This window comes from Paenibacillus sp. MY03, assembly GCF_002165585.1.
GTDB classification, from domain to species: domain Bacteria; phylum Bacillota; class Bacilli; order Paenibacillales; family Paenibacillaceae; genus Pristimantibacillus; species Pristimantibacillus agaridevorans.
Window position 1 is genome coordinate 25,826 of the sequence record NZ_MXQD01000067.1, and the last position, 22,464, is coordinate 48,289.

Annotated in this window: 24 protein-coding genes; 18 read left to right on the top strand and 6 right to left on the bottom strand. The window is 53.7% G+C overall.

Annotation, left to right across the window (positions count from 1 at the left end):
* Positions 1-212 precede the first annotated feature (212 nt).
* The gene (locus tag B1748_RS32985; RefSeq protein WP_179215949.1) at positions 213-1,166 is read left to right on the top strand and encodes an ABC transporter substrate-binding protein; all 954 of its coding nucleotides are present in this window, start codon (positions 213-215) and stop codon (positions 1,164-1,166) included.
* A 208-nt stretch (positions 1,167-1,374) separates the two neighbouring features.
* Positions 1,375-3,012, top strand: coding sequence for an AraC family transcriptional regulator (locus tag B1748_RS32990; RefSeq protein ID WP_087572224.1), 1,638 nt, complete (start codon positions 1,375-1,377; stop codon positions 3,010-3,012).
* 90 nt (positions 3,013-3,102) lie between these two features.
* Here the strand turns inward: B1748_RS32990 and B1748_RS32995 are convergent, their stop codons facing one another.
* Positions 3,103-4,332 (bottom strand): aminopeptidase, encoded by a 1,230-nt coding sequence (locus B1748_RS32995; protein ID WP_256976095.1) that lies wholly within the window; start codon positions 4,330-4,332, stop codon positions 3,103-3,105.
* 162 nt (positions 4,333-4,494) lie between these two features.
* On the opposite strand from B1748_RS32995, the gene B1748_RS33000 reads away from it, so the two are divergent.
* The gene (locus B1748_RS33000) at positions 4,495-5,202 is read left to right on the top strand and encodes a DNA alkylation repair protein (protein ID WP_087572226.1); all 708 of its coding nucleotides are present in this window, start codon (positions 4,495-4,497) and stop codon (positions 5,200-5,202) included.
* 219 nt (positions 5,203-5,421) lie between these two features.
* Positions 5,422-5,934 carry a hypothetical protein gene (locus tag B1748_RS33005; RefSeq protein WP_087572227.1) on the top strand — a complete coding sequence of 171 codons (513 nt, stop codon included), beginning with the start codon at positions 5,422-5,424 and terminating at the stop codon, positions 5,932-5,934.
* A gap of 31 nt (positions 5,935-5,965) precedes the next feature.
* Here B1748_RS33005 and B1748_RS33010 read toward each other — a convergent pair whose 3' ends face one another.
* Complete coding sequence (locus tag B1748_RS33010; RefSeq protein WP_087572228.1) at positions 5,966-6,748, bottom strand: class I SAM-dependent methyltransferase; 783 nt, start codon at positions 6,746-6,748, stop codon at positions 5,966-5,968.
* A 625-nt stretch (positions 6,749-7,373) separates the two neighbouring features.
* Here B1748_RS33010 and B1748_RS33015 point away from each other — a divergent pair.
* The 9 genes from B1748_RS33015 to B1748_RS33055 all read left to right on the top strand — a co-directional run bounded on the left by B1748_RS33015 (position 7,374) and on the right by B1748_RS33055 (position 16,214).
* Positions 7,374-8,987 carry an ABC transporter substrate-binding protein gene (locus B1748_RS33015; RefSeq protein WP_087572229.1) on the top strand — a complete coding sequence of 538 codons (1,614 nt, stop codon included), beginning with the start codon at positions 7,374-7,376 and terminating at the stop codon, positions 8,985-8,987.
* A gap of 79 nt (positions 8,988-9,066) precedes the next feature.
* A complete protein-coding gene (locus tag B1748_RS33020) occupies positions 9,067-10,017 on the top strand; it encodes an ABC transporter permease (protein ID WP_087572230.1) in 951 nt (316 codons plus the stop codon).
* A gap of 39 nt (positions 10,018-10,056) precedes the next feature.
* Positions 10,057-10,929, top strand: coding sequence for an ABC transporter permease (locus tag B1748_RS33025; RefSeq protein ID WP_087572231.1), 873 nt, complete (start codon positions 10,057-10,059; stop codon positions 10,927-10,929).
* Positions 10,930-10,960: 31 nt separating this feature from the next.
* Positions 10,961-11,977 carry an ABC transporter ATP-binding protein gene (locus B1748_RS33030; RefSeq protein WP_087572232.1) on the top strand — a complete coding sequence of 339 codons (1,017 nt, stop codon included), beginning with the start codon at positions 10,961-10,963 and terminating at the stop codon, positions 11,975-11,977.
* Entirely contained in the window at positions 11,967-12,959 is a 993-nt protein-coding gene (locus B1748_RS33035) for an ABC transporter ATP-binding protein (protein ID WP_087572233.1), read from the top strand. Before B1748_RS33030 ends, B1748_RS33035 begins: the two co-directional genes overlap by 11 nt.
* A gap of 34 nt (positions 12,960-12,993) precedes the next feature.
* On the top strand, positions 12,994-13,380 hold the full coding sequence (locus tag B1748_RS33040; protein WP_087572234.1) for an OsmC family protein: 387 nt from the start codon (positions 12,994-12,996) through the stop codon (positions 13,378-13,380).
* Between the two features lie 181 nt (positions 13,381-13,561).
* On the top strand, positions 13,562-14,815 hold the full coding sequence (locus tag B1748_RS33045) for a mechanosensitive ion channel family protein (protein ID WP_087572235.1): 1,254 nt from the start codon (positions 13,562-13,564) through the stop codon (positions 14,813-14,815).
* Positions 14,816-14,900: 85 nt separating this feature from the next.
* A complete protein-coding gene (locus B1748_RS33050) occupies positions 14,901-15,374 on the top strand; it encodes a hypothetical protein (RefSeq protein ID WP_087572236.1) in 474 nt (157 codons plus the stop codon).
* Between the two features lie 252 nt (positions 15,375-15,626).
* Entirely contained in the window at positions 15,627-16,214 is a 588-nt protein-coding gene (locus B1748_RS33055; RefSeq protein ID WP_087572237.1) for a LysM peptidoglycan-binding domain-containing protein, read from the top strand.
* Here the strand turns inward: B1748_RS33055 and B1748_RS33060 are convergent.
* Positions 16,211-17,047: a helix-turn-helix domain-containing protein gene (locus B1748_RS33060; RefSeq protein WP_087572238.1), complete on the bottom strand. Its 837-nt coding sequence runs from the start codon at positions 17,045-17,047 to the stop codon at positions 16,211-16,213. The genes B1748_RS33055 and B1748_RS33060 overlap by 4 nt on opposite strands.
* Before the next feature lie 236 nt (positions 17,048-17,283).
* Here B1748_RS33060 and B1748_RS33065 point away from each other — a divergent pair, with 236 nt between their 5' ends.
* The 4 genes from B1748_RS33065 to B1748_RS33080 all read left to right on the top strand — a co-directional run bounded on the left by B1748_RS33065 (position 17,284) and on the right by B1748_RS33080 (position 19,356).
* A complete protein-coding gene (locus B1748_RS33065; protein ID WP_087572239.1) occupies positions 17,284-17,643 on the top strand; it encodes a GIY-YIG nuclease family protein in 360 nt (119 codons plus the stop codon).
* A 53-nt stretch (positions 17,644-17,696) separates the two neighbouring features.
* Positions 17,697-18,332, top strand: coding sequence for a hypothetical protein (locus B1748_RS33070; protein WP_087572240.1), 636 nt, complete (start codon positions 17,697-17,699; stop codon positions 18,330-18,332).
* Between the two features lie 5 nt (positions 18,333-18,337).
* Positions 18,338-18,790 carry a GNAT family N-acetyltransferase gene (locus B1748_RS33075; protein ID WP_087572241.1) on the top strand — a complete coding sequence of 151 codons (453 nt, stop codon included), beginning with the start codon at positions 18,338-18,340 and terminating at the stop codon, positions 18,788-18,790.
* An 89-nt stretch (positions 18,791-18,879) separates the two neighbouring features.
* The gene (locus tag B1748_RS33080; protein ID WP_087572242.1) at positions 18,880-19,356 is read left to right on the top strand and encodes a hypothetical protein; all 477 of its coding nucleotides are present in this window, start codon (positions 18,880-18,882) and stop codon (positions 19,354-19,356) included.
* 102 nt (positions 19,357-19,458) lie between these two features.
* Here B1748_RS33080 and B1748_RS33085 read toward each other — a convergent pair whose 3' ends face one another.
* Complete coding sequence (locus tag B1748_RS33085) at positions 19,459-20,265, bottom strand: DUF4367 domain-containing protein (protein ID WP_087572243.1); 807 nt, start codon at positions 20,263-20,265, stop codon at positions 19,459-19,461.
* A gap of 1 nt (position 20,266) precedes the next feature.
* Complete coding sequence (locus B1748_RS33090; RefSeq protein ID WP_087572244.1) at positions 20,267-20,836, bottom strand: RNA polymerase sigma factor; 570 nt, start codon at positions 20,834-20,836, stop codon at positions 20,267-20,269.
* Between the two features lie 155 nt (positions 20,837-20,991).
* Here B1748_RS33090 and B1748_RS33095 point away from each other — a divergent pair, with 155 nt between their 5' ends.
* Entirely contained in the window at positions 20,992-22,047 is a 1,056-nt protein-coding gene (locus tag B1748_RS33095; RefSeq protein WP_087572245.1) for a M42 family metallopeptidase, read from the top strand.
* Between the two features lie 285 nt (positions 22,048-22,332).
* On the opposite strand, the gene B1748_RS38150 is transcribed toward B1748_RS33095, so the two are convergent.
* On the bottom strand, positions 22,333-22,464 hold a 132-nt coding region (locus tag B1748_RS38150; RefSeq protein ID WP_143810434.1), incomplete at its 5' end, for an IS3 family transposase.

Genomic DNA, 22,464 nt, shown 5'->3' on the forward strand with positions numbered 1-22,464 from the left:
ACGCTTATGGCTCTAAAAAGTAGGCGAACGAGCAGCTGTATTGACTACAGTCGAATGCCTGCAAAAGCAACCCTGGGCTGCAAATTCGTACAAAATAACAAGGTTTTGCCGGAAAACGGTCAATTCTAGCCTAATAATCTATTGTTTGAGGTATACTCGCCCTCCTATAATGGATGATAATGAGAACTATTATCACGTTGGAGGGTTTAAAAATGCAAGTACACAGAATGAAGCATGTATTATTGGGGGTCGCGCTAACGTTAATCGTAACGGCGCTTAGCGCTTGCGGCGGAAACGGAGACGGCGAGAAGAAGGCGGAGACACGCGTGGTTAGCACGGTCAACGGGGATGTCGAGATTCCGGCGGAGCCGAAGCGCATCGTCGCGCTGTATTATCATCATCTCTTGCTGGCGTTCGATATGAAGCCGGTCGGGGCGAACTTGACCTGGTGGGGCGGAAGCCCGTTCCTGCAGGAACTGGAGTCGGACGGTATCGTGGACGTAGGAGGCCCTCCGTCGCTGGAAGCGGTAGCGGCGCTGGACCCCGATCTCATTATCATGAACAGCAACAACGTCGAGGACTACGACCAATATGCCAAAATCGCTCCATCCGTGCTCATCCCTTACGATGCGGCAAACAGCACCTACGACGATGCGAAGCTGCTGGGCGAAGTGCTCGGCAAACCGGAAGCGGGCGAGGAGCTGCTGAAGAAATTCGAGGAGAAAGCGGCGGCTGCCAGAGAGAAGATCGCAGGCAAAATCGACGAGAACGCCAAGGTCGCCATCATTCGAATCGAGGGCAAGGGCAGCCAATTCGCCATCTTCGGATACAATTACGGACGCGGCGGATGGTCTGTCTATCGCGGGCTTAATCTGAAGCTGCCGGCCCGCATCGAGAAGGAACTGAACGATCAGAACGCCCAAATCGTTCAGCAGTTGTCGATGGAGCTTTTGCCGGAATATGTAGCGGACGCGGACTATATTCTGGTTTCCAATGAGGGCGAAGGCTTGGAGCTCGTGAAGGACAGCGACACATGGAAGACCATCCCGGCCGTCAAGAATAACAAAGCGATCGAGCTGGACGGAAAACAATATTTTTATTTCGACCCTATTTCTATCGAAGCCCAGCTTGATCTGATTACCGAGCTTTTGCTAGAGCATTCGTAAGTAATCGCATCCGTCCCGGCGGATGTCCGTCCTTGCTTAGAAGAAGTCTTTGCTTAGAAGAAGTCCTTGCTCCGTCATTCCGGCGGACGAGGGCTTCTTTTTGCAAGTGCCCGAGGTTGATAGGAGCGCCCGGTGAGGTTACAATGGAGGCTAACAGATATTTGATAATTGTTCTCATTGTATCCGACGAGGAGTTGATCCGCTCTCCATGAAACATATTGAGCTATCCTTTCGGTCCCATTTGTTCACGTTCGTGGATATGGATTACCGGGCGTGTTCCCCCGAGAATTTGTCTCAGAAGTTGTTCGTCCATCATTATTCGCTGATCGCGGTCATGCAGGGCAGGGGAGCGGGGAGGATCGACGGCAAACGCATCAGGCTGATCAAAGGACATTGTTTCCTGGCCGCGCCCGGCGCTCTGTTGGAAGTGGACGGCGCGGAATCCGAAGGGCTGGCCTTCTACCGTCTGGCGTTCCGCATCGAACGAATCGCGAGCACGGAGGAGCAGGGGATCGGCTTGAAGGAGCCGGATGCGGAGGAAGAGATTTTGCGACTGGAAGACAAGCTTCACGTGCAGCCATTCGGCCAATGGGCCTCCATGCTTGAGGAGCTGTACCGGCACCGCGAGCATAAGACGGGGTTGGAAGGCTACCGGCAGCATATTCGCCTGCAGGAGCTGCTCTATTATTTGTGCGAGCGCAATGACGGGCAGTCGGAGCGGAATCCCCGAAGCGCCGTGAGCGGGAGCATCGACAAGCTGCATGAGGACATCACGCGTATCGCGAGCGTGAAGCAACTGGCTCAGCTGGCTAACATCGGGGTTAGGCAATACACGTACCTGTTCAAGGAGCTCACCGGTCGCAGTCCCGTCGATTATATGACGGAGCTTCGGATGAACGAAGCGAAGAAGCGGCTGCTCGTCTCGAACGACGATTTGAACACGATCGCTCGCAATGCAGGATTCCAGGACGTGTATTACTTCAGCAGGCGGTTTAAGCAAATGGTAGGGATGGCGCCCAAACATTTTGTGGCCAAGCGTCGCCGCGAACTGAGAATCGTTGCACTCTATTATGCCGGCATTCTAATGTCGATGGGCGTCAAGCCGGTAGGCGCGAACCTGACCTGGTGGGGAGGCAGCGAGTTCCTGAAGGAGCAGGAGCGGGACATCGTCGACGTGGGAGCGCAGCCCTCCCTGGAGAAGATAGCCGGGCTCGAGCCCGATCTCATTCTGATGAACGACACCCATTCGCAATATTACGGACAGTTCTCCAAGATTGCGCCCACCGTCATCATTCCGTATGACGGCAAACGCGGCATCTACGAGGATATCCGGCTGGTCGGCGAGCTGATCGATCGTCCGCAGGCGGCGGAGCAGTTCGTCGCCCGTTACGAATTGAAAGCTGAGAAGGCGCGGGCCGCTTTAACGGAAGCCGGTATAACGGGCGGCGACTTCCCGGCCACGATCATCCGGTTGGAGGGCGGAGGCAGCCAGTTCTCCGTCTTTGGCGACAACTACGGGCGTAGCGGTTGGGCGGTCTACAGGGGGCTCGGGCTTGCGGCGCCGGCGAAGGTGCGCCAACTGATCGAGAGCGGCACGCAGATCGTTCAAGGCCTCCCCATCGACCGGCTGCCCGAATATGCGGAGTCCTCCCGCTATTTGTTCGTCGTAAATGAAGGCGAGGGCATCGGGCTTATGCGGGACCGCGATCTCTGGAACGGGCTAGCGGCGGTACGAGGGGACCGGGTATTCGAGTTGGGCAAGGAACAATTCGCCTACTTCGACCCCGTCTCGGTAGAAGCGCAGCTGGAGCTGCTGACGGAGATGCTGATCTTCAGGGGCAGTTGAACGAGGCGATAAGAAGGGCGAGAGGGACGAAAAAACCACGCACCGGAAAAGTCCGACGCGTGGCTGCCGACCCGCAGAATCGTTCGAAAGCTAGAACGCCCAGTTGCCATTGCGGAACACGGGCTCCCGCACGCCGTCCGCCGTAATGCCGTCGATGTCCATATCAGCCGAGCCGATCATGAAGTCGACGTGCAGAATGCTCTGGTTCAGCCCTGCTTGCTCTAGCTCTTCGCGCGACATGGAGGCGCCGCCTTCGATGCAAGTAGGATACGCATTGCCGAGAGCCAGATGGTTGGAGGCATTCTCGTCGAACAGCGTATTGAAGAAAATCAAGCCGGAATTCGAGATCGGAGAATGATGCGGCACCAGCGCAGCTTCTCCCAGATAACGAGATTGGCCGTCCAGATCCAGCATCGTCATCAGTACCTCATAACCCTTCTCCGCTTCAAAATGAACGACCCGTCCTTGCTCGAAGGTCAAGCTGAAATTTTCGATCAGCTTCCCTTGATAGCTCAGAGGTTTGGTGCTTCGCACGAAGCCGTTCGTGCCGGTTCGAAGCGGCGCGGTATAGACTTCCTCGGTGGGCACGTTGGGATTAAAGGCAGCGCCCTTCTCGTTCCAGGAAATGCCGCCGTTCCAGCGATGCCGCTCCGGCAATCCGATGACCAGATCCGTGCCCGGCCCCCGGTAATGGAGCTGCTTGTATTGTTTGGCGTCCAGATAAGCCCGCTTCGCAAGCAGCTCGTTGTTATGCCTCTCCCATGCCGCGACGGGATCGTCCTCGTCCACGCGAACGATTCGGAGAATGGCCTCCCATAACGTTTCAACGGCTTCATTCGGTTCAAGCTGCGGGTAGACGAGCCTGGCCCAACCCTCCGAAGGGACGGCAACGATGGACCAGGTCATGCGCTTCGACGACATGTACGACCTGAAAGTAGAAAGCGCCGCGGAAGAGATGCGGGAGTAGTTCGCTATCCGTCCGGGATCGACGCCTTTTAGCAGCTCGGGGTCCTCCGAGTGGATGAGCAGGTAGGCATCGCCTGCCTCGGCCAAGTCCGTCATGGCCTGCGCCCGCCAGGCGGGATATTGCTCGAACGCCGCGTCCGGTGCGAGGCTGTAGTGCAGCTTGGTTACTTCCTCGTCGCGCCACTCCACGTGCACTTGCTTGGCTCCAACCTCGTAAGCCCGTTTTACGACGAGGCGGACCAGCTCCGGCACATGGATGGGCGCGTTGATCCAGAGCGTCTGTCCCGGCGCAATATGGACGGCGGTGCGGACGATCAGATCGGCATATTTGGTTAACTCCGTTACTGTTGGCAAGATGGATTCCTCCTCTTCTGAACCAAAGTGTATCACATTTCGATTGTTTTCTTCATCCGCAATAGTCGGAGGGCGGGCCATAGCTTGAACTATTCAATTGAACCTGTTAAGTTTTTTAGTACATGCTTTTCCCCACAATGATCCGAAAGGAAGTGTCCATACATGAATCTGGAATCGGTTATGCAAGAGCTCGAAGCGCTTGGCAAGGAGCGCACCAAAAAAATCTATATGTCCAACGGCGCGCATGAACCGTTGTTCGGCGTTGCCACGGGCGAGATGAAGCCCATCAAGAGAAAGATCAAGCAGAATCAAGCATTGGCGGACGAGTTGTATGACACGGGCAATTACGACGCCATGTACTTCGCCGGCGTCATTGCGGATCCCAAAGCAATGACCGAAGCGGATTTCGATCGCTGGATGGACAGCGCGTATTTCTATATGGTTGGCGACTACGTAGTTGCGGTCACGCTGGCGGAGACCGACATCGCGCAGGAAGTGGCGGACAAGTGGATCGCGAGCGGCGACGAGCTGCGGATGTCGGCGGGCTGGAGCTGCTATTGCTGGCTGCTGGGCAGCCGACCGGACAGCGAGTTCTCCCGGAGCAAGCTGGAGGGCCTGCTTGAACAGGTAAGCAAGACTATACACGAGGCGCCTGCCAGGGCCCAATATTCGATGAGCAATTTCCTGTATACGGTCGCCGTGTCGTACAAACCGCTCCATAAACAGGCTTTTGAGACAGCCAAATCGGTGGATCCCGTGGAGGTCCAACTGGACAATGGCAAAAGCAAAATTCTTCAGGCGCCAGCCAATATTCAGAAGGCGATCGACAAGGGGCAGATTGGCTTTAAACGCAAATACGTTAGATGCTAATGATTTTGTCCATTAGGTTTATGGGCGGAACCTGCCAGACCGGTACGGGAGCGTTTGCCGTGCCGTTTTTTTTAGGGAAGTATATGATTTCGCCATCGGCTTAACGCTGTTTATTCTTTGACAGAACGACAACCAGAAACGGTCAGTCCCAATTCGTCAAGCAGGCGCGAATGGTATAGGGGGCTTGTCCGTGACGACCGATAGAGGGGATGAACAGTAATGGAACCTGTAATAGTGACAGAAGAAGAAATGGTGTTGGAGGCGGTAGAGTTCTCTAACGTGTATCCCATTCTGATTAATGAAATTGATCATATCGAGCGTTTGCGGGGGAAGCTGAACGACTTCCAGCTCATGTTGGCCGTCTCGCGAGCCAAGGACGCCATGTCGATCCTGGGCTGGGAGCGTAGGCAAACCGTGAATGCGACCCTGGAGAGATATGCGGGCATCTACCGGGAATACGGCAGGAAAGCGGCGGACAGGTGGGTGCTTGAGACCTTCGGCTTCGTGCTGGAGGCGGGCGATGAAGAGGAGCTGGAGACATCCCTTGAAGAAGCCGGCGAGCTGGAGCAACCGGAGCATCCAGAGCATTCGGAGCAAGGCGCGGAGGCGGAACAAGATGAAGAGGACATCCGCCTCAGCATGCAAGAAATATCCAGTCTGATCGCCGTTAAGGAGGCGGAGCTGCTCCAGCTCTATCGGGAATTCTATCGGTTGTCCAAGCCGAATTCCTGACAGCATCCGTCTGCCTTCCGCTATGAACCCGCTATCTCTTCACGGCTGCAATCCGGATGCGCCGGTAGTCGGCGATCCATTCGCCGTCGCGGAACAGATGAGGGGCAAGATCATTAACGCATCGCGTAATAATGGCGTTCCGCTCTTCTTCCCGAAAGCCTTGCAGCAGCGGTCCCGCGAAGGCGCGCAGCCAATTGCGCATGCCTTCATCGCCGCTGCCGAGCGGGGTAGGACGATCATACAGCTCCGCGTAACGAACCTCGAAGCCTTGGTTCTCCAGCAGTGGGGCGTATTCGCCAACTGTGGGGAAATACCACGGAAACCGAGCCCTCCAATCCACGCGAGCCAGCTCCAGTTGCGTCGTCAGAGCCGCAATAATGGTACCGACATTGCCGCTGCCTCCGAATTCGGCGACGAATCTACCGCCTGGCCGAAGCGCTTGCCATACGGAGGAGATCACTTCCTGCGGTTTCAGCATCCAATGCAACGCAGCATTCGAGAATACGGCATCGTACGGCTGTTCGCCCGCCTCTAATCGGAACTGCTCCCCGTCGGCTACGCGGAACGACAGTTCGGGGTATTTGCTCCTGGCGGCTTTAATCATATCCTCCGAGTAGTCGAGACCGACGCAAGCCGCGCCGGTATTCGCGATCTCTTGCGCAAGATCTCCCGTTCCGCAGCCAAGATCGATGATACGTTCTCCTTGCTCCGGCTTTAGCAGCTCGATTAGTCCTTTACCCAGCCTCGATACGAATCCGATTCGATCGTCGTAATGTTTGGCATCCCATGCCTGGCCCTTCTCCGCTTGCTCCATATTTGCTCATCCTTTCCGTCTTTGATGTCTCTTATTATCTGCCTGCTTATGGCTAGGGGGAAATAGTTATTCGGAATGATCTTATAGGTAAAATGAATAAAGATAAGACTCTTTATTGAGGGGAAGAAAGGACTTCGACACTTACTTAGTAGTTACTCAGTAGCCGTCGGAGGTTAACGTCGTCCGGCCTCTTTTTGGTTGGAGCAACAGTCATTGGAGAGCATTCACGAAATGGTCATGATTATGGAAAAGGTTAACACGTTTGCGCGATTGGGTCGGGTTACTTTCAAAACGGAAAGAAGTCCATAAAACATATCACGATCGAATCCACATCTTGTCAAGCCAATTAGATAGAATGATACAAGAATCCCATTATCTATGTGAATTATCAACAAAGTGAATCATTCGCATTGTCTCATTAATTCCATTATGAAATTAAGTTTAATTTAGTTCTAAAATGATTATATTTGAGCCAATACTATCGAAAATTCCGTCGTTGACAAGATCTATATCGTGTATTACGATTTCATCTATCTACTAATCCAACAAAACAGCTATGAATTATTGGTTTTAGCTTTTTCGGATGAAATAGGTTATCTCACATAGGATCGGGGTTGACAGAAGAATGACGAAGAACAGAAAAAGATGGGTGCAAGTATTAACGGTGGTCTTGTTGCTGGCAATCGCAACGGCTTGCTCCAAAGAAAACACACCATCTCCTTCGGCCACGGCCGCAAACGGAGGTCAGCAGTCGGAAGCGACGGCGGCGCCGGAGGAGAAAACATATCGCGATTCGATTAACGTTGCATTGACGGCGCAGCCTCCGACATTGGATACGGCCATGACGGTATCCGCGGTGGCGCTCGATACGGCAGGGAATATTTTCGAACAATTGTACACGCTGAACGCGAATTACGAGCCCGTTCCCGTTCTTGCGGAGTCGGTGGAAATCAGCGAGGATGGTTTGACGTATACATTCCCTCTCCGCCAGGGAATCAAGTTCCATAACGGCAAGGAGCTGCTCGCCGAAGACGTGGTCGCGTCGATGAACCGTTGGCTGACGACATCTTCCCGCGCGAAGGTGCTGTTGACGAATGCCAAGTTCGAAGAGGTTGATCCGCATACGGTGAAGCTGACGGTGGAGACGGCTACTTCCGACGTACTCATTCTGATCGCGTCGCAAGCCCAGTTCCCGTCGATCACGACGAAGGAAATCATCGATAACGCGCCTGCGGAGGGCATCACCGAATACGTGGGCACGGGTCCTTACAAATTCCAGGAGTGGAAGCAGGACCAATATATTCATCTGGTCAAATACGCGGATTACCAATCGCCAGAAGGCGAAGCAAGCGGCTTCGCGGGCAAGAAGGAAGCTCCGACGGAGAACCTGTACTTCCACTTCGTGACGGATCATGCCACGAGGATCGCGGGGGTTAAGACGGGCCAGTACGACGTAGCCGACAGCATTCCGCTGGAGAGCTACGACGAGCTTGCTGCGGTCGAGGATCTGGAGCTGCAGTCCTTCCCGGGCGGCGCGCTGACGGCGTTCTTCAACACATCGGAAGGTCTGCTGGCCGACGTGAAGATCCGCCAAGCGCTTCTGGCCGCATTCAACAACGAAGAAATCCTGTTGGCGAGCTTTGCCAAGCCGGAACTGTATTCGCTGGCGCCGGGTTACCTGAATACAAACCAAACTTCGTGGTCGAACGAGGCCGGAGCGGAATACTACAACCAGTCGAATCCGGAGAAAGCCAAGCAGCTATTGGCCGAAGCGGGCTATAACGGCGAAGAAATCACTTTGCTGACGACGAAGGATTATAACGAGATGTACACGGCAACTCTCGTCATCCAGGAGCAACTGCGCCAGATCGGCGTGAACGTCAAGGTAGAGAACTTCGATTTCCCTACCTTCCTGGAGACAAAGGACGACCGGACGAAGTGGGATATTTTCGTAGCAAGCACGGGCTATCAATTGACGCCTCCGCAGCTGCTCGCGGTTAACCCCGACTGGGCGGGCTTGAACGACGACACCGTGAAGCAGGCGCTAAAGGACATTCGCAGCGCGGCGACGCAGGAAGCGGCAAAACAGGAATGGGAGAAGCTGCAAGGTTATCTCTACGAAATCGCGTCTTCGACCGTTATCGGACATTACAACGGCATCGTGGCCGTCAACAAGGCGCTGGAAGGCTTCGAATTGTTCGAGGCTCCGGTCGTATGGAACGCCAAGCTGGAACAATAAAGTCGGGAAGAGGGTGTTCGAAGTCGCCGGCGGCTGGAACGCCCTCTGCCGTTCATTAAAGCGCAAATGAGGGAATCAAGTGCTGGCTTACGTCGCTAAAAGGTTGTTGTCGCTCGTTCCTGTCCTGTTCGTCGTCACGATCGCGCTGTTTCTGATCATCCACGTGACGCCCGGGGGACCGGCCGCATCCATTCTTGGATTGGAGGCATCCGGGGAGGAGATCGCCGAGCTCAACCAGGAGCTCGGACTCGACCGTCCCATCGCCTTGCAATACGTCAGTTGGGTCGGAAAAGTGCTCAGAGGCGACTTGGGGAATTCCATCTTCATGAACCAGTCCGTCGCGCAGGCGATCCGGGAGCATGCCGGTCCCACGCTTTCGCTGGCGATTATCGCCCAATTCATCGCCATCGCGCTGGCGATTCCTTTCGGCATATGGGCCGCGTACAAACGGGGCACCGCCGCCGATTTCACGCTTATGGGCATCTCCTTGCTCGGCATGGCCGTTCCCGGTTTTTTGCTGGGGTTGTTCCTGATGCTGCTCTTCGGCGTCCATCTGCAATGGTTGCCGGTCGCGGGATACAAGGAGCTGAGCGCGGGATTCTGGGAGCATGTGAAACATCTGATCTTGCCGGGACTGTCTCTCGGGACGATCCAGGCGGCGCTCATTACGCGCATGACCCGTTCTTCCATGCTTGACGTGCTGAATTTGAATTATATCAAGACGGCGCGATCCAAAGGCTTAAGGGAGTCCGGCGTGTTGCTCAAGCATGCGTTCCGCAACGCGTTCCTGCCCATCCTGACCGTGCTGGGTCAAACGTTCGGCACTTTGGTCACGGGCGCCGTTGTGGTGGAGAGCATCTTCAACATTCCGGGTCTCGGCCAATTGATCCTGAATTCCATCGCGCGCAGGGATTATTCGGTTATTCAAGGCGTCGTGCTGGTCGCGACGCTCCTGTACGTGGGCATTAATCTGATCATCGATTTGCTGTACGGCGCCGTGGATCCTCGCGTGCGGCTGGACCGCAAATAGGGGGAGAAGCAACTGGAGACGACGGAAAGCAAGACATCTATGGCGGAATTGAGCAGAGCGATGCGCAGGGAGCAGAGGTCCTTGGCCATCCGCAGAATCGGCGGCAGCCCGGCGTTCGTCGCGGGAGCCGCGATCTTCCTTCTGCTGGCGGCGCTGGCGTTGTTCGCGCCATGGCTGACGTCCTATGGTCCTTACGATATGAAAGTGACGGAGCGGCTTAACGCGCCAAGCGGCACTCATCTGCTGGGGACGGACGAGTTTGGCCGCGATCTTCTCACTCGCCTGATGTACGGCGCGAGAGTGTCGATCGGCGTAGGGCTTGTCGTGGCGTTGCTGTCTTCGCTGCTGGGATTGCTGATCGGCGTTTATGCCGCCTATTACAAAACGCTGGACCACGTGCTGATGCGCATCTGCGACGGCCTGGTGGCCATTCCCGGCATTCTGCTCGCGATTGCGCTTATGGCGGCGCTGGGGGCGTCGGCGCTGAACGTGGTCATCGCGCTCACGATCGTGTTTACGCCCAATATCGCCCGGGTTGTAAGGTCGAGCGCGCTCATCGTTAAGGAACAGACCTATATTGAAGCCATGCGCGCGCAAGGAGCGGGCGATCTTCGAATCATCTGGCGTCATATCGTGCCCAATACGCTGTCGCCGCTGCTGGTGCAGGCTTCCTTTGTATTCGCGGAAGCCATTATCTCGGAGGCCGCGCTCAGCTTCCTGGGCGCGGGCGTTCCGGCTCCCGAGCCGAGCTGGGGCAACATCCTTCAAGCGAGCAAGCTCGTCATTTACAAGGCTTGGTGGATGGTCGTCTTCCCCGGCGCCATCATCGTGCTGTCGGTGCTGAGCCTCAATCTGCTTGGCGACGGGCTGAGGGATTGGCTGGACCCCCGGGTGAAGGGGAAACGAACTTAAACCGCGCGAGCGGACAAAGGAGAGGGGACGCATGCCGACGCCGCTGCTTGCCATCAATCAACTGAAAACCCACTTCCATACGGAGCGCGGCAAAGTAACCGCCGTTAACGGCGTAAGCTTCTCCGTGGAGCAAGGCGAAATTATAGGAATCGTCGGAGAGTCCGGCTGCGGGAAAAGCGTCATGTCGCAATCCATCGTCCGGCTGCTGGACCATACCGACGACATCAGCTACGAGGGGGAGGTCCTGTTCGACGGAAGGGATTTGCTGCGGCTGTCCCCGGCGGAGCTGAGAGCCGTTCGCGGCAACGACATCGCGATCGTCTTTCAGGATCCGCAGGCCTCGCTTAATCCGGTGTACACGATCGGAGAACAGATCGGGGAAGTCATCCGTCTGCATCAGGGACTGTCCAAGAAGCAAGCCCGGCAGAGAACGATCGACATGCTGCGTCTGACGGGCATACCTTCGCCGGAAGTCCGCGTCGACGAATATCCTCACGAGCTTTCTGGCGGGATGCAGCAGCGGGCCATGATCGCGATGGCTCTCTCCTGCGAGCCGCGCCTGCTGATCGCCGACGAACCAACGACGGCGCTCGACGTCACGATACAAGCCCAAATATTGGATTTGATCGTATCGCTGAACGAGCGGCTGGGGATGGGCGTGTTATTCATTACGCACGATCTGGGCGTCGTCGCGGAGATCTGCACCGGAGTCAAGGTGATGTATCTGGGGCAGATCGTCGAAGAAACGACGACGGAACGGCTTTTCGAGTCTCCGCTGCATCCGTACACGCAAGGGCTGATCGCGTCCATCCCCAGATTGGACGGAGACAGACGGGAGAAGCTCCATGTCATCGAGGGTTCCGTGCCTTCGCTGGCGAACGCGCCGAAGGGCTGCGGCTTCTCCACGCGTTGTCCTTACGCGGACGTGAAGTGCCGCGAGACGGAGCCCCCTTTGCGGCAGCACCGAAGCGATCACGGCGTGAAGTGCTGGCATTACGAAGCCATTGCCGAAGGCTGGAGAGGGGAGGCGGCTGACCATGGTCGATAACGGCGCGGTCGAACCGAAGGTTCTTCTGGATGTGCAAGGCCTGGAGAAGAAGTTCCCCGTCTACGGGCCGTTCGGGAAGTGGCTGGGAACGAGCTCGCACGTCCATGCGGTGACCGACGTATCGTTCCGTTTGCACGAAGGGGAGACTTACGGCTTGGTAGGAGAATCCGGCTCGGGTAAAAGCACGACGGGAAGAACGGTGCTGGGACTTCTCCCCCCTACGGGCGGACAGGTCCGTTACAGGGATCGGAATCTGGTCGAGCTGTCCAAGGCCGAGATGAACAAACTTCGCAAGGAGATCCAGCTGGTATTCCAGGACACGTATTCATCGCTGAATCCTCGCAAGCGGATCGGCTCGATTCTGGAAGAACCGCTTATCATTCATAAGCTAGGAGACAAGGCGGAGCGACGCCGGCGAGTCTTCGACATTCTGCGTACCGTGGGGCTCCAGCCGGAGCATTATTACCGGTATCCGCATGAGTTTTCGGGCGGCCAGCGCCAGCGGCTGGGACTGGCCCGTGCCTTGATCCTGAATCCCAAGCTGATGATTTGCGACGAACCGGTGTCCGCGCTCGACGTCTCCATTCAATCGCAAATTCTGAACATGCTGCGCGACCTGCAGAGGGAGCTTGGACTGACGCTCCTCTTCATCACGCACGACATCGGCGTGGTTCGTTATATTTCCGACCGGATCGGGATTATGTACTTGGGCCGAATCGTGGAAGAGGCTCCGACGGAAGCGCTGTTCGATCGGCCGCTTCACCCTTACACCCGGGCCTTGTTCTCCGCCGTGCCCGACTTTGCGCGCAAGACGCTGAAGAAGCGCGTTATTCTGCAAGGGGAAATTCCTTCCCCGCTTTCGCCGCCGTCGGGGTGCGTGTTCCATACGCGATGCCCGCATGCGACCGAGACCTGCCGGAGCGAGGTGCCGGAGCTGCGGGAGCTTGGCGAGGGGCGACGGGTAGCCTGCCATCTGGCTTGAGCGGACTAATCATACACAATGGGAGAGAGTAACGATGACAACGATCAAAGTAACCGACGGTCAAGATCACATTTTTAACGATGCCGGACTTCAATTAATCGGCAGCCGGTCTCCCAACTCGGAGGGGCTGTCGCCGCGGGAGCTGCTGGAAGCATCGCTGGCGTTATGCGTATCCATTTCTCTGCAGAAAATCATGGATTACGATGGCGTCGACTATGACCGCAACGAAATCCTTATCGAAGTTTCGGCGACGAAGCCGGAGGATAAAAGCAATCGCTTCAGCGATTTCAAAGTTACGGTAACTCTTCCTTCCGGTCTGGACGGGGCTTACAAGGAGAAGCTGAAGTCGGTGACGGAGCGGGCTTGCACCATCGGCAATACGCTTCGCGCGGGAGCGGTTGTCGAGCTGGTTGAGGTTTAGGTTTTGAATACGACGGCGGCATGGGGGAAATCCTCGTGTCGCTTTTTTGTATGCTCTTTTGCCGAGAGCCTGGCCGAATTGACGCGGAAGGCAGGTTTCGTTAGGATAAAACGATACGGCATCGATGAGCCGAGTGCTTCGCGCAACCAGATTAGAACGTTCAAGCAGTAAGGAGGCAAACATGTCATACATTCTCGATTTTCTCATTGATTTAGGCATTCAGAAGAAGATGGCGAGTTATCTCGCGACGATTATCACGATTGCGGGGATCGCGCTGATCTGCATGTTGGCCAATTGGCTGACCAAGAAGGTCGTGCTTCGCGTCATCACGCCTTATGTAGGCAAGAGCAAGCTTCAGTGGAGACGTTTTTTGCTGGAACGAAGAGTCATCCATAAGCTTTCGCACATTGTTCCGGCCATCATTATTTATTATTTCTCATTCAGCTTCCCGACCTATCAGCATTTGATTGCTAAAGGCGTCATGATTTATATGGTCGTCGTTATGTTAATCGTCTTAGATGCCCTATTGGATATGCTGAACGACGTATACACCACTTACGATATTTCCAAAATGAGACCGATCCGAGGTTACATTCAAGTGGTCAAAATCGTCGTCTTCATTGTCGGAGGCATTCTGGTCATCTCGAGTCTGATCGGCGAAAGCCCGATTATTCTGCTTAGCGGAATCGGCGCCTTATCGGCTGTTGTCATGCTCATCTTCAAGGATTCCATCCTGGGACTCGTGGCCGGCGTCCAGCTCACCTCCAACGACATGGTACGCGTGGGCGATTGGATCAGCATGCCGAAATACGGAGCGGACGGAGACGTTTTGGACATCTCCCTGAACACCGTCAAAGTGCAAAATTGGGACAAAACGATTACGACGATTCCCACTTACGCCTTGATCTCGGATTCCTTCATTAACTGGAGGGGGATGCAAGCATCCGGCGGCCGCCGCATTAAACGTTCCGTCCATATCGACGCCGCCAGCATCGGCTTCTGCACGCCGGAGATGCTGGAAAAGTTCAAGGGCATTCATCTATTAAGCGACTATATCCTCGACAAGGAACGGGAAATCCGACACTATAACGAGGAGCATGAGATCGATACGGCGAACAGGGTAAACGGAAGAGCTCTTACGAACATCGGCGTATTTCGGGCTTATTTGCAGCGTTACATCGAAGAGCATCCTAAGGTGCACAAAGGCTTGACCCGTATGGTTCGACAATTGGAGCCAGGGGAACATGGACTGCCGCTTGAAATTTACGCGTTCTCTAACGATACGGCATGGGCGGTCTATGAAGGCTTGCAATCCGACATTTTTGATCATATTTTTGCCGTGGCGCCCGAGTTCGGTCTTCGTATCTTCCAAAGTCCTTCCGGTGCGGATATGAGGGGAATGCTGCAGGGAGAACGATCCTCCACAAACTATTAAACAGAACGTTTGTTCCCTTTTTTATTGACAAAAAAAGGTCGAATTATGGTATACTGAATCCAATCGCAGAATGGAGGTCAGGGTCATGTCGGAGCAGCTCACTCGAATCGAATCGTTGTTGGTCACCTTAACCGAGCAAGTCATGGACAAGTTCGACAAAGTGGATGTCAGGTTTGAAGCAATGGATCAGAGGTTTGAAGCAATGGATCAGAGGTTCGAAGCAATGGATCAGAGATTCGAAGCAATGGATCAAAAGTTCGAAGCTCGGTTCCAAGTCATGGATAACCGTTTGGATGAGTTGGATGGTGAAATGAAGCACCGCTTTCAGACGATGGATACTCGGTTTGACTCCATGCAGGCTCAGCTCGATCGAATGGAAGAGGCACAGGCTGAAGATATTTTAGGCATTCTCCAGATGACCGACGCCAAGCTCGATACCGTGAAGGCGCTGTGCGAGCATACGTTAAAGGAACAAGCTTTGCTAAAGTATGAGCTGGACAGGCTGAAGCCATCCATTTTTTCGCAATCCAACAAGCTGTTTATGAACGACTTGGAATAATCCATTGATGATCAAGGCAGTGAAATATAAGCGGGCAGACGTCTCCGACGTCTGTCCGCTCTTTTCTTTTAAGTGCGGATTGATTGGGAGGCTCGGGACGCAGTCCTTACGCCCCGAGTTTTGCGGACGTGTCCGGGCAGCCTGTTACGATTGGATTATTTTCCCGGGACGCTTGCGAAATTTAAAGGATTCTTGCCGTATGGCGGCGAAAGCAGTGAGCCCCAAATATTATGGCAGAAGGTGTGATGAAGGATGACGAGAATGCGAAAATGGGTCATTAGTCTGGCTGTACTCGCGCTTGCATCGTCGCCGAGTTTCGTTCAAGCGAAGAGCGGGCAGGCCGATGCGGGGATTAGCATTTATTACGGGGTCAAGGCCGGGGATACGTTATACGGCATATCGAAGCGGCATTATTTGACAAGCGACTACGTTAAGGTAGCGAAGCAGAACGGTCTCGATCCCAAGGCCAAGCTAAAAGTGGGCGCAAGGCTGAAGCTGAAGGATCCCCTTGTGCTGGATCATTATACCGTGGCCAAAGGCGACACTTTGTTTGCCATCGCCGGCAAATATTTTAGCCAGAGCAATTATATCGGCATCCTGATGCAGGTTAATGGCTTGACGGGAACCACGGAAATTAAGAAAGGCAGGACGCTTAGTATCCCCATGCCTTCCGGACAGCGTTCGTATCAAGTGAAAGAAGGAGACACTCTGCAAAGTATCTCCGCCAAGTATTATAAACAGTCGGATTACGTGGCCGCGATTGCCAAGAGCAACGGAATCGACGGCGTCTCCGGAACGATCAAGCTTGGGCAATCGCTGCTAATTCCGAATCCGTTCTAAAGAGAGGAGAGAGCCGCGACTTTCTTCGCGATGATCGTTGACATCGCATGTTGATGGGGAATGCCTGACGAGTTGCAGTCGAACACAGTCTCGGAGCTGTCTTCGATATACCAATCGCGGTAGTGGGACAACAGCTCGCCGGAATGCCATTTGTAGGCGTAAGGCTCCTTCTCGGGCGGAGGCGCAATAAACGGCTTGTCGACAAACACGTTAAAGCAGTGCATGCCGTTTGGACTCGTGAAACGTTTGTAATTGTCGAAGATATCCTCTCTGAAGTCCGGCTTTATATAATGGAGCACGCCGCTGGAGTACAGAATGTCGTAGTGCGCATTCAGGCGGTAATCCAGAATGTCGGCTTTGAACACATTTACTTGGACGCCTGCCTGCTCGGCGAGACGTTTCGTCTTGCCGATGCCGGCGTCCGTCACATCGAACGCGGATACATCGTATCCGTTCCGCGCAAAGAAAACGGCATCTTTCCCTTCGCCGCAGCCAATATCCAGCAGCTTAAGCCTTTTTACCGGAGGCATCGCTTTTAGCACCTCGTAGCAAGCCGCATTCGGCTCCGTCCCCCAATAATAGTCTCCCGATTGATATTCTTCCTCGTAGATCGTAATCGATTTCTCCTGCAAGGCGTAACCCAGCAGCTTGTCAATGCTGACCTGAAGCGTCCTCGACAGCTCCGGCAGCAGGGCCACATCCGGCATGGATTGAGCGTTTTCCCACTTGGACACAGCCTGGAACGACAGGCCGAGTCTCCGGGCCAGCTCCTCTTGCGTCAAGCCTCTTTCTTTACGGTATATACTGATGTTTCTCGCCAACATTTCCTTCATGCTGTACGCTCCTTCTTTTGCTTTGTTCTCATTGTAGGCGAGAAGGATCCCCGGAACAATAACCTGTAAATTGAGCTTTTCGAAAATTCAACCAGGAGTTGAGCGATCATCTAAAGATTGATGGATTGACGATGAGAGGAAGTCGTTTTATAATAAACGAGTAATTTACTAAATTACTAAATTACTAAATCTGAAATGCGATATGAGAAGGATAAGTAAGGAGGCTGGGAACTCAAATGGATCGGAATAGGCGGAAGGAATTGCAGGAAGCATATAAGGAAATGAAAACCTATATGGGCGTCGTGCAAATCAAAAATAAGGAGAGCGGCAAGTTGTATATTGCCAGTTACCCTAATCTCAAAAATAAATGGCCGAGCATAAAAACGCAGCTTGAGATGGGGAGGTTCAAGAATCTCGAACTGCAGAAGGATTGGCGCGAGCTGGGGGAAGCGGCGTTCGCGTTCGACATTCTGGAACAGAAGGATGCAAGCGACATTACGGATATAAAGTGGGCGTTGAAGCAGTTGGAGAAGCCATGGCTTCAAAAGCTTCAGCCATATGGCGAGAAAGGATATAACAAGCCGCCTCGAGAATGAGGACTGGAGCAATGCGGCCCGGTAGTGATATGATGGTAGTGGGTGATGCTGACATGTCTAAAGAGACGACCGAGCCGGAAACACAAGCGTCCGGCAATGACAATCAAACAAATGACAACAACGAAAAGATGGTAGAGCTGCTCAAAGCCGTATATCGTAACGGCATGACGGCATTAAAAATGTTTTTCGAAGAGGTTGCTGGCCAGATCGTCAATCAGGAGCGATACGGGCCGATCTTTGTATTCCAAGTGCGGGATGCATCAAAGAGCGTGTACGCATGCGGATTTTTCCTGCAGGAGCTGATTCAGAGATTCCAATCGGGCAATGACCCGGCGCAGTGGCTGTCTTCCTTCTTCTTCGAGATGATGAAGCAGGAAGGCGGCAAAGGACTGCCGAATCCGCCGACGGGCGAAGAAGAGACGAAGGCGTTGATCGACAAAACGCTTGTCCCGCATTGTATTGAGGCCGTACGCGAGGAATTCGCTCCCGAGCAGGTTCATGCGGGCTTGGGCTTCGTACCCGAACACGGCCCTGTATTCGAAGCGGGATTCCCGTCGATAAAAGATGGCAACAACGTATGCGCCATTCCGCTGCATGTTCTGATTACGCATCATCTGCTGAACCGCGATCCGGCAGAGATTCTGATCCAGGGACTGTATAATATTCGGGAGCAACACGGTCTGGAGTAACGACTATGATTCATCAGCTTGAGCACGGGAATTCAACGATCGCTGCCGCTATTCTGGACGTACAGCTTCCTGCTTATCGGATAGAGGCGGAACTGCTCGGATTCGACGGCATTCCCGCTCTGCGGGACACCGTCGCGGATATTATGGCATGCAACGAAACTTTTGTCGGATATCGCGAAGGGGAAAATCTGCTGGGACTTATTGCTTATGAAAAATCGGGGCCGGAGCTCGACATATGCCGACTGGTCGTCCATCCTTCAGCCTTTCGAAGGGGCATCGCAACGAAGCTGTTGGAGCATGTATTGGAGCAGGAGGCGCCGGACCGTGCGACCGTGAGCACAGGCAGGGAGAACGCTCCCGCGATCGCATTGTACAAGCGTTTTGGATTTACGGAGAAGAGGGAGACAGAGGTTGCTCCGGGATTTTTTATTTCATCATTAATCAGAGAAATGAAATAAAATATTTTTTGCAATTTTAACAACCTAAACCATGATTGCGGTGTTTTACCATTGTAGGACTATTCTCATAAGAGAGAGGGATGGTAAACATGGTAACAAAGGGTCTTCGTAAGTCGTTTTTCCTAATCCTGGTCATGCTCGTTACGCTTATGGCAGGTGGACAAGCTGTTTTAGCGGACAATGGGGAAACAAAACCGCTCACAGCGCCGCCGCCCGACATGATTCAGCCGCTTGCGCTCTATACCGGGTATACTTATTTGCTCGGGTCGTCGATTGCTGTACAGGATAATACCGGATCTATGCGCATCTCGGTAACGACTTCGTCGAAGAGCAGCGTGACCACTATAGGCGCGACGGTCCAATTGCAGCGTTATACGGGAACGGCCTGGATTGACGTCGGCTCATCGACAACGCGTACGGCCAGCAATACGAGTTATTTGAGCGATTATGTCGACAAGGTGGTAAGCACAGGTTATTACTACAGGGCCAAAGTCACGCATTACGTCACGCATGGCAGCGTTAATGAATCCGAAATCGAATATTCGGTCACGGTTCTAGCTAGTTAACAAAAGGACTGCCCCGAAGCATCGTCTGCCCTGGGACAACTTTGGCTGGCCGATCGTTTGGAAGCCTCACGAAATTTTTTCGTGAGGCTTGTCTATTTTTAGCTAACGCCATTGAATATTGCTGCCGATCTCCATGATCACTTCCTGGTCCAAAATGCCGAAAATATTGACAAGCAGATCGTTAGCGAAATACTGAAGGCTCGCATATCCTTCGTTGGTGATTTGGAGAAAAGCCTCGTATCCGTTAATGGTGGTCATTTCCGATTCAATGTCGGGGTCGTCCGATGAAAGCTTCATTCGCTGATCTTTTTCCAACTTTCGGATGGAAATGCGATATAGACCGCTCTCCCCCGACTCCCGTTCGTACAGAAGCGACAATTGATCGCCTTTGTTCGAATCTTGATGGCGGTAGGATATTATTTCGGTAAGCGTAAACGACTCCGGAACATGACCGATACTCGGCAATGCGAAATTCAGATGCTTCGCCGCTGCCTTAAGCGTATCATGTCGAATGGGAGTTGTACTGCGGTACGAAAGATCCTGACCGTCGGTCTTATTCGATCCGCCATCCTCCGCAATGCCGGGAGGGGGAGCCGTTTTGGGAAGCGTGCCGCTTGCCTTCGGTTGTCCGATTGTCATTTCCAGGACCCCGTCCTTGATTGTGGCAACCGCTTCGATGACGGGCTTGAAGGCAGTGGTTACGGCGGGTGTTCCGAACAGGTAGGCTCCCAGCAGGAAGGAGGCGGCGATATAAGGTACAAGCTTTAAACGGCGTTTTATTGCGGCCCTTCGGGCCAATTTCTTCTGAATTCTGGCCCAGGAAGGCCCGGGGTCGGGTACAAGCTGGGAGCTGTGCGCAGCTTCGTCGAAGGCTTGATCGAATAATTGATCGAATTCCTCGCGATTCATTCTATTCCCCCCATCTTTTCGAAAAATGTTTTTTCATCGCTTCTCTGGCCTTGTATAACTTGTACTTCACTTTGTCCTCCGTCGTATCGAGCTCGGCAGCCATTTCCTTGTAGCTGAGCTGCTGCTTCCACCTTAGCTCGATCAGCGCGCGGTATTCCGGCTTGAGCTCCGTCAGGCAGGAGGAGAGCTCCTCCGCCATCAGCTTGATTTCGATCTCGTCCTCCAGCGCAGAGGAATCGGTTGCCAGTTCTGCATTTTCTTTAATATAAACACTGTCAGAATCGATTACGTTGCGATTTTTTTTATGTTTTCGAAAATAATTATAGATTTCGTTTTTGACGACGACCTTCATCCAGCCTTTGAGCTGCGCTTCGCTCTCAGCTTGCGGCACGTTCCGAATGATTTTCATAAACGCGTTCTGGATAATGTCCTCCGTCGTCGCATGATCTTGTACCATATAAATAATATTGGGGTATACGTATCGGTAATATTCTTGATAGATCTCCCTCTGGATATTTGGGGATAACACTTCAAAGCGTGCTGTGGTCAGGTGGAACATCGTGCTTTGCATCTAGCCTGGATACCCCCCTCTTTGGCATAGGCCGCTTCTCTGCGGCACTCTATCTTCCGTCATTATAACGTATCCGATCCCACTTGTGAGCGTAGATTTGCGTCCTTCAGATCGTGGCGATACAATGGAGGCTGATAAGAGGAAGGAGCGAGCCTATGACGAATTCGCTAAACCCAAGTTTAGACGGAGAATATATGGTGCGGCAGCTTGAAAAGCTTCTTGGTATTCCAAGCCCAAGCGGTTATTGTATGGAGATTATGAATGATGTGGGAGAAGAGGCGAGGAGACTCGGGTATGAAATGGAGCTGACGCCCAAAGGCGTGGGCATCATTACAATACCGGGCGAAGACGAGTCGACTGTAATCGGCATCTCCGCGCATGTCGATACGCTCGGCGCTATGGTGCGGTCGATCAAGCCGAACGGCATGCTTCGCTTTACACCGATCGGCGGTTATTCGATGAACAGCGTGGAAGGCGAATATTGCCTCATTCATACGAGGGATGGACGCAAGTACGAAGGAACCGCGCTGACGACGAAGCCATCGGTTCATGTCTATTCGGATGCGCGCGACTTAAAGCGCGAGGAAGCCCATATGGAAATCCGGATCGACGAATCCGTGAAGTCGAAGGAGGAAACAGAGAAGCTCGGTATCTCCGTCGGCGACTTTATCTCCTGGGATCCTCGCACGAGGGTGCTGGATAACGGCTGGATCAAGTCGAGGCATCTCGATGACAAAGCAAGCGTAGCGGCATTGTTCGGACTTATGGAATGGCTGAAGCGGGAGGGGAGAACGCCGAAGCATACGCTGAAGCTGATCATCTCTACGTATGAGGAGGTCGGCCATGGCAACGCCTACATCCCGCCCGACATTACGGAGCTGCTGGCAGTCGACATGGGAGCGCTTGGCGATGATCTATCCGGCTCCGAGCGGCATGTGTCGATCTGCGCCAAGGACTCCGGCGGGCCTTACGATTACGGCATGACGACCCGCCTGATCGAGCTTGCAAAGCGCGAAGGGCTGCCTTATGCGGTCGATATCTATCCGCAGTACGGCTCCGACGCCACGGCCGCGTTACGCGGGGGAAGCAACATCCGAGCGGCGCTGCTCGGACCCGGCGTTCATGCGTCGCACAGCATGGAGCGCACGCATAAGGAAGCCGTCATTAATACGGCGGCGCTGCTGCTCGCTTACGTCATGGAATCCAGGTGAAACGGCAGTCGCCGCCTTCTGGCGGCTCAGTGCGTAACATTTATGAGAATAGTAGGCCAAGTATGGAGAACATCTAACTGTCCTATTATTGCACGATATACGGTTAAGCCCGTTAAGGGTTTGGCCGTTTTTTGTTTTTCTTGCCCAGTTGGCGATAAACCTCTTCCCGTTAAACGTATGGATAATCCGAAAATAGAGGGAAAAGCTCCATCAAATCTTAAAAAATCGCGTTGTCGGGATGTTATAACGGGAAAAGTGGACCTCTGTCAAGAAAGTAGACATCATTTATGCCGCTTTTCTCTTATTAAATTTTGCAGCGTACCGGACTGGTGACAAGTACCCCAGTGCACTGTGGATCCGTTTACGGTTGTAAAAAAACTCAATATATCTGTAGATTTCTTCATAGGCCTGTTGCTT

What these genes read in the sequence shown, in the direction of transcription:
- B1748_RS32985 (WP_179215949.1), top strand. Translation starts at nt 213, where the DNA reads ATGCAAGTACACAGAATGAAGCATGTATTATTGGGGGTCGCGCTAACG.
- B1748_RS32990 (WP_087572224.1), top strand. Translation starts at nt 1,375, where the DNA reads ATGAAACATATTGAGCTATCCTTTCGGTCCCATTTGTTCACGTTCGTG.
- B1748_RS33000 (WP_087572226.1), top strand. Translation starts at nt 4,495, where the DNA reads ATGAATCTGGAATCGGTTATGCAAGAGCTCGAAGCGCTTGGCAAGGAG.
- B1748_RS33005 (WP_087572227.1), top strand. Translation starts at nt 5,422, where the DNA reads ATGGAACCTGTAATAGTGACAGAAGAAGAAATGGTGTTGGAGGCGGTA.
- B1748_RS33010 (WP_087572228.1), bottom strand. Translation starts at nt 6,748, where the DNA reads ATGGAGCAAGCGGAGAAGGGCCAGGCATGGGATGCCAAACATTACGAC.
- B1748_RS33015 (WP_087572229.1), top strand. Translation starts at nt 7,374, where the DNA reads ATGACGAAGAACAGAAAAAGATGGGTGCAAGTATTAACGGTGGTCTTG.
- B1748_RS33025 (WP_087572231.1), top strand. Translation starts at nt 10,057, where the DNA reads ATGGCGGAATTGAGCAGAGCGATGCGCAGGGAGCAGAGGTCCTTGGCC.
- B1748_RS33030 (WP_087572232.1), top strand. Translation starts at nt 10,961, where the DNA reads ATGCCGACGCCGCTGCTTGCCATCAATCAACTGAAAACCCACTTCCAT.
- B1748_RS33035 (WP_087572233.1), top strand. Translation starts at nt 11,967, where the DNA reads ATGGTCGATAACGGCGCGGTCGAACCGAAGGTTCTTCTGGATGTGCAA.
- B1748_RS33040 (WP_087572234.1), top strand. Translation starts at nt 12,994, where the DNA reads ATGACAACGATCAAAGTAACCGACGGTCAAGATCACATTTTTAACGAT.
- B1748_RS33045 (WP_087572235.1), top strand. Translation starts at nt 13,562, where the DNA reads ATGTCATACATTCTCGATTTTCTCATTGATTTAGGCATTCAGAAGAAG.
- B1748_RS33050 (WP_087572236.1), top strand. Translation starts at nt 14,901, where the DNA reads ATGTCGGAGCAGCTCACTCGAATCGAATCGTTGTTGGTCACCTTAACC.
- B1748_RS33055 (WP_087572237.1), top strand. Translation starts at nt 15,627, where the DNA reads ATGACGAGAATGCGAAAATGGGTCATTAGTCTGGCTGTACTCGCGCTT.
- B1748_RS33060 (WP_087572238.1), bottom strand. Translation starts at nt 17,047, where the DNA reads ATGAAGGAAATGTTGGCGAGAAACATCAGTATATACCGTAAAGAAAGA.
- B1748_RS33065 (WP_087572239.1), top strand. Translation starts at nt 17,284, where the DNA reads ATGGATCGGAATAGGCGGAAGGAATTGCAGGAAGCATATAAGGAAATG.
- B1748_RS33070 (WP_087572240.1), top strand. Translation starts at nt 17,697, where the DNA reads ATGTCTAAAGAGACGACCGAGCCGGAAACACAAGCGTCCGGCAATGAC.
- B1748_RS33075 (WP_087572241.1), top strand. Translation starts at nt 18,338, where the DNA reads ATGATTCATCAGCTTGAGCACGGGAATTCAACGATCGCTGCCGCTATT.
- B1748_RS33080 (WP_087572242.1), top strand. Translation starts at nt 18,880, where the DNA reads ATGGTAACAAAGGGTCTTCGTAAGTCGTTTTTCCTAATCCTGGTCATG.
- B1748_RS33085 (WP_087572243.1), bottom strand. Translation starts at nt 20,265, where the DNA reads ATGAATCGCGAGGAATTCGATCAATTATTCGATCAAGCCTTCGACGAA.
- B1748_RS33090 (WP_087572244.1), bottom strand. Translation starts at nt 20,836, where the DNA reads ATGCAAAGCACGATGTTCCACCTGACCACAGCACGCTTTGAAGTGTTA.
- B1748_RS33095 (WP_087572245.1), top strand. Translation starts at nt 20,992, where the DNA reads ATGACGAATTCGCTAAACCCAAGTTTAGACGGAGAATATATGGTGCGG.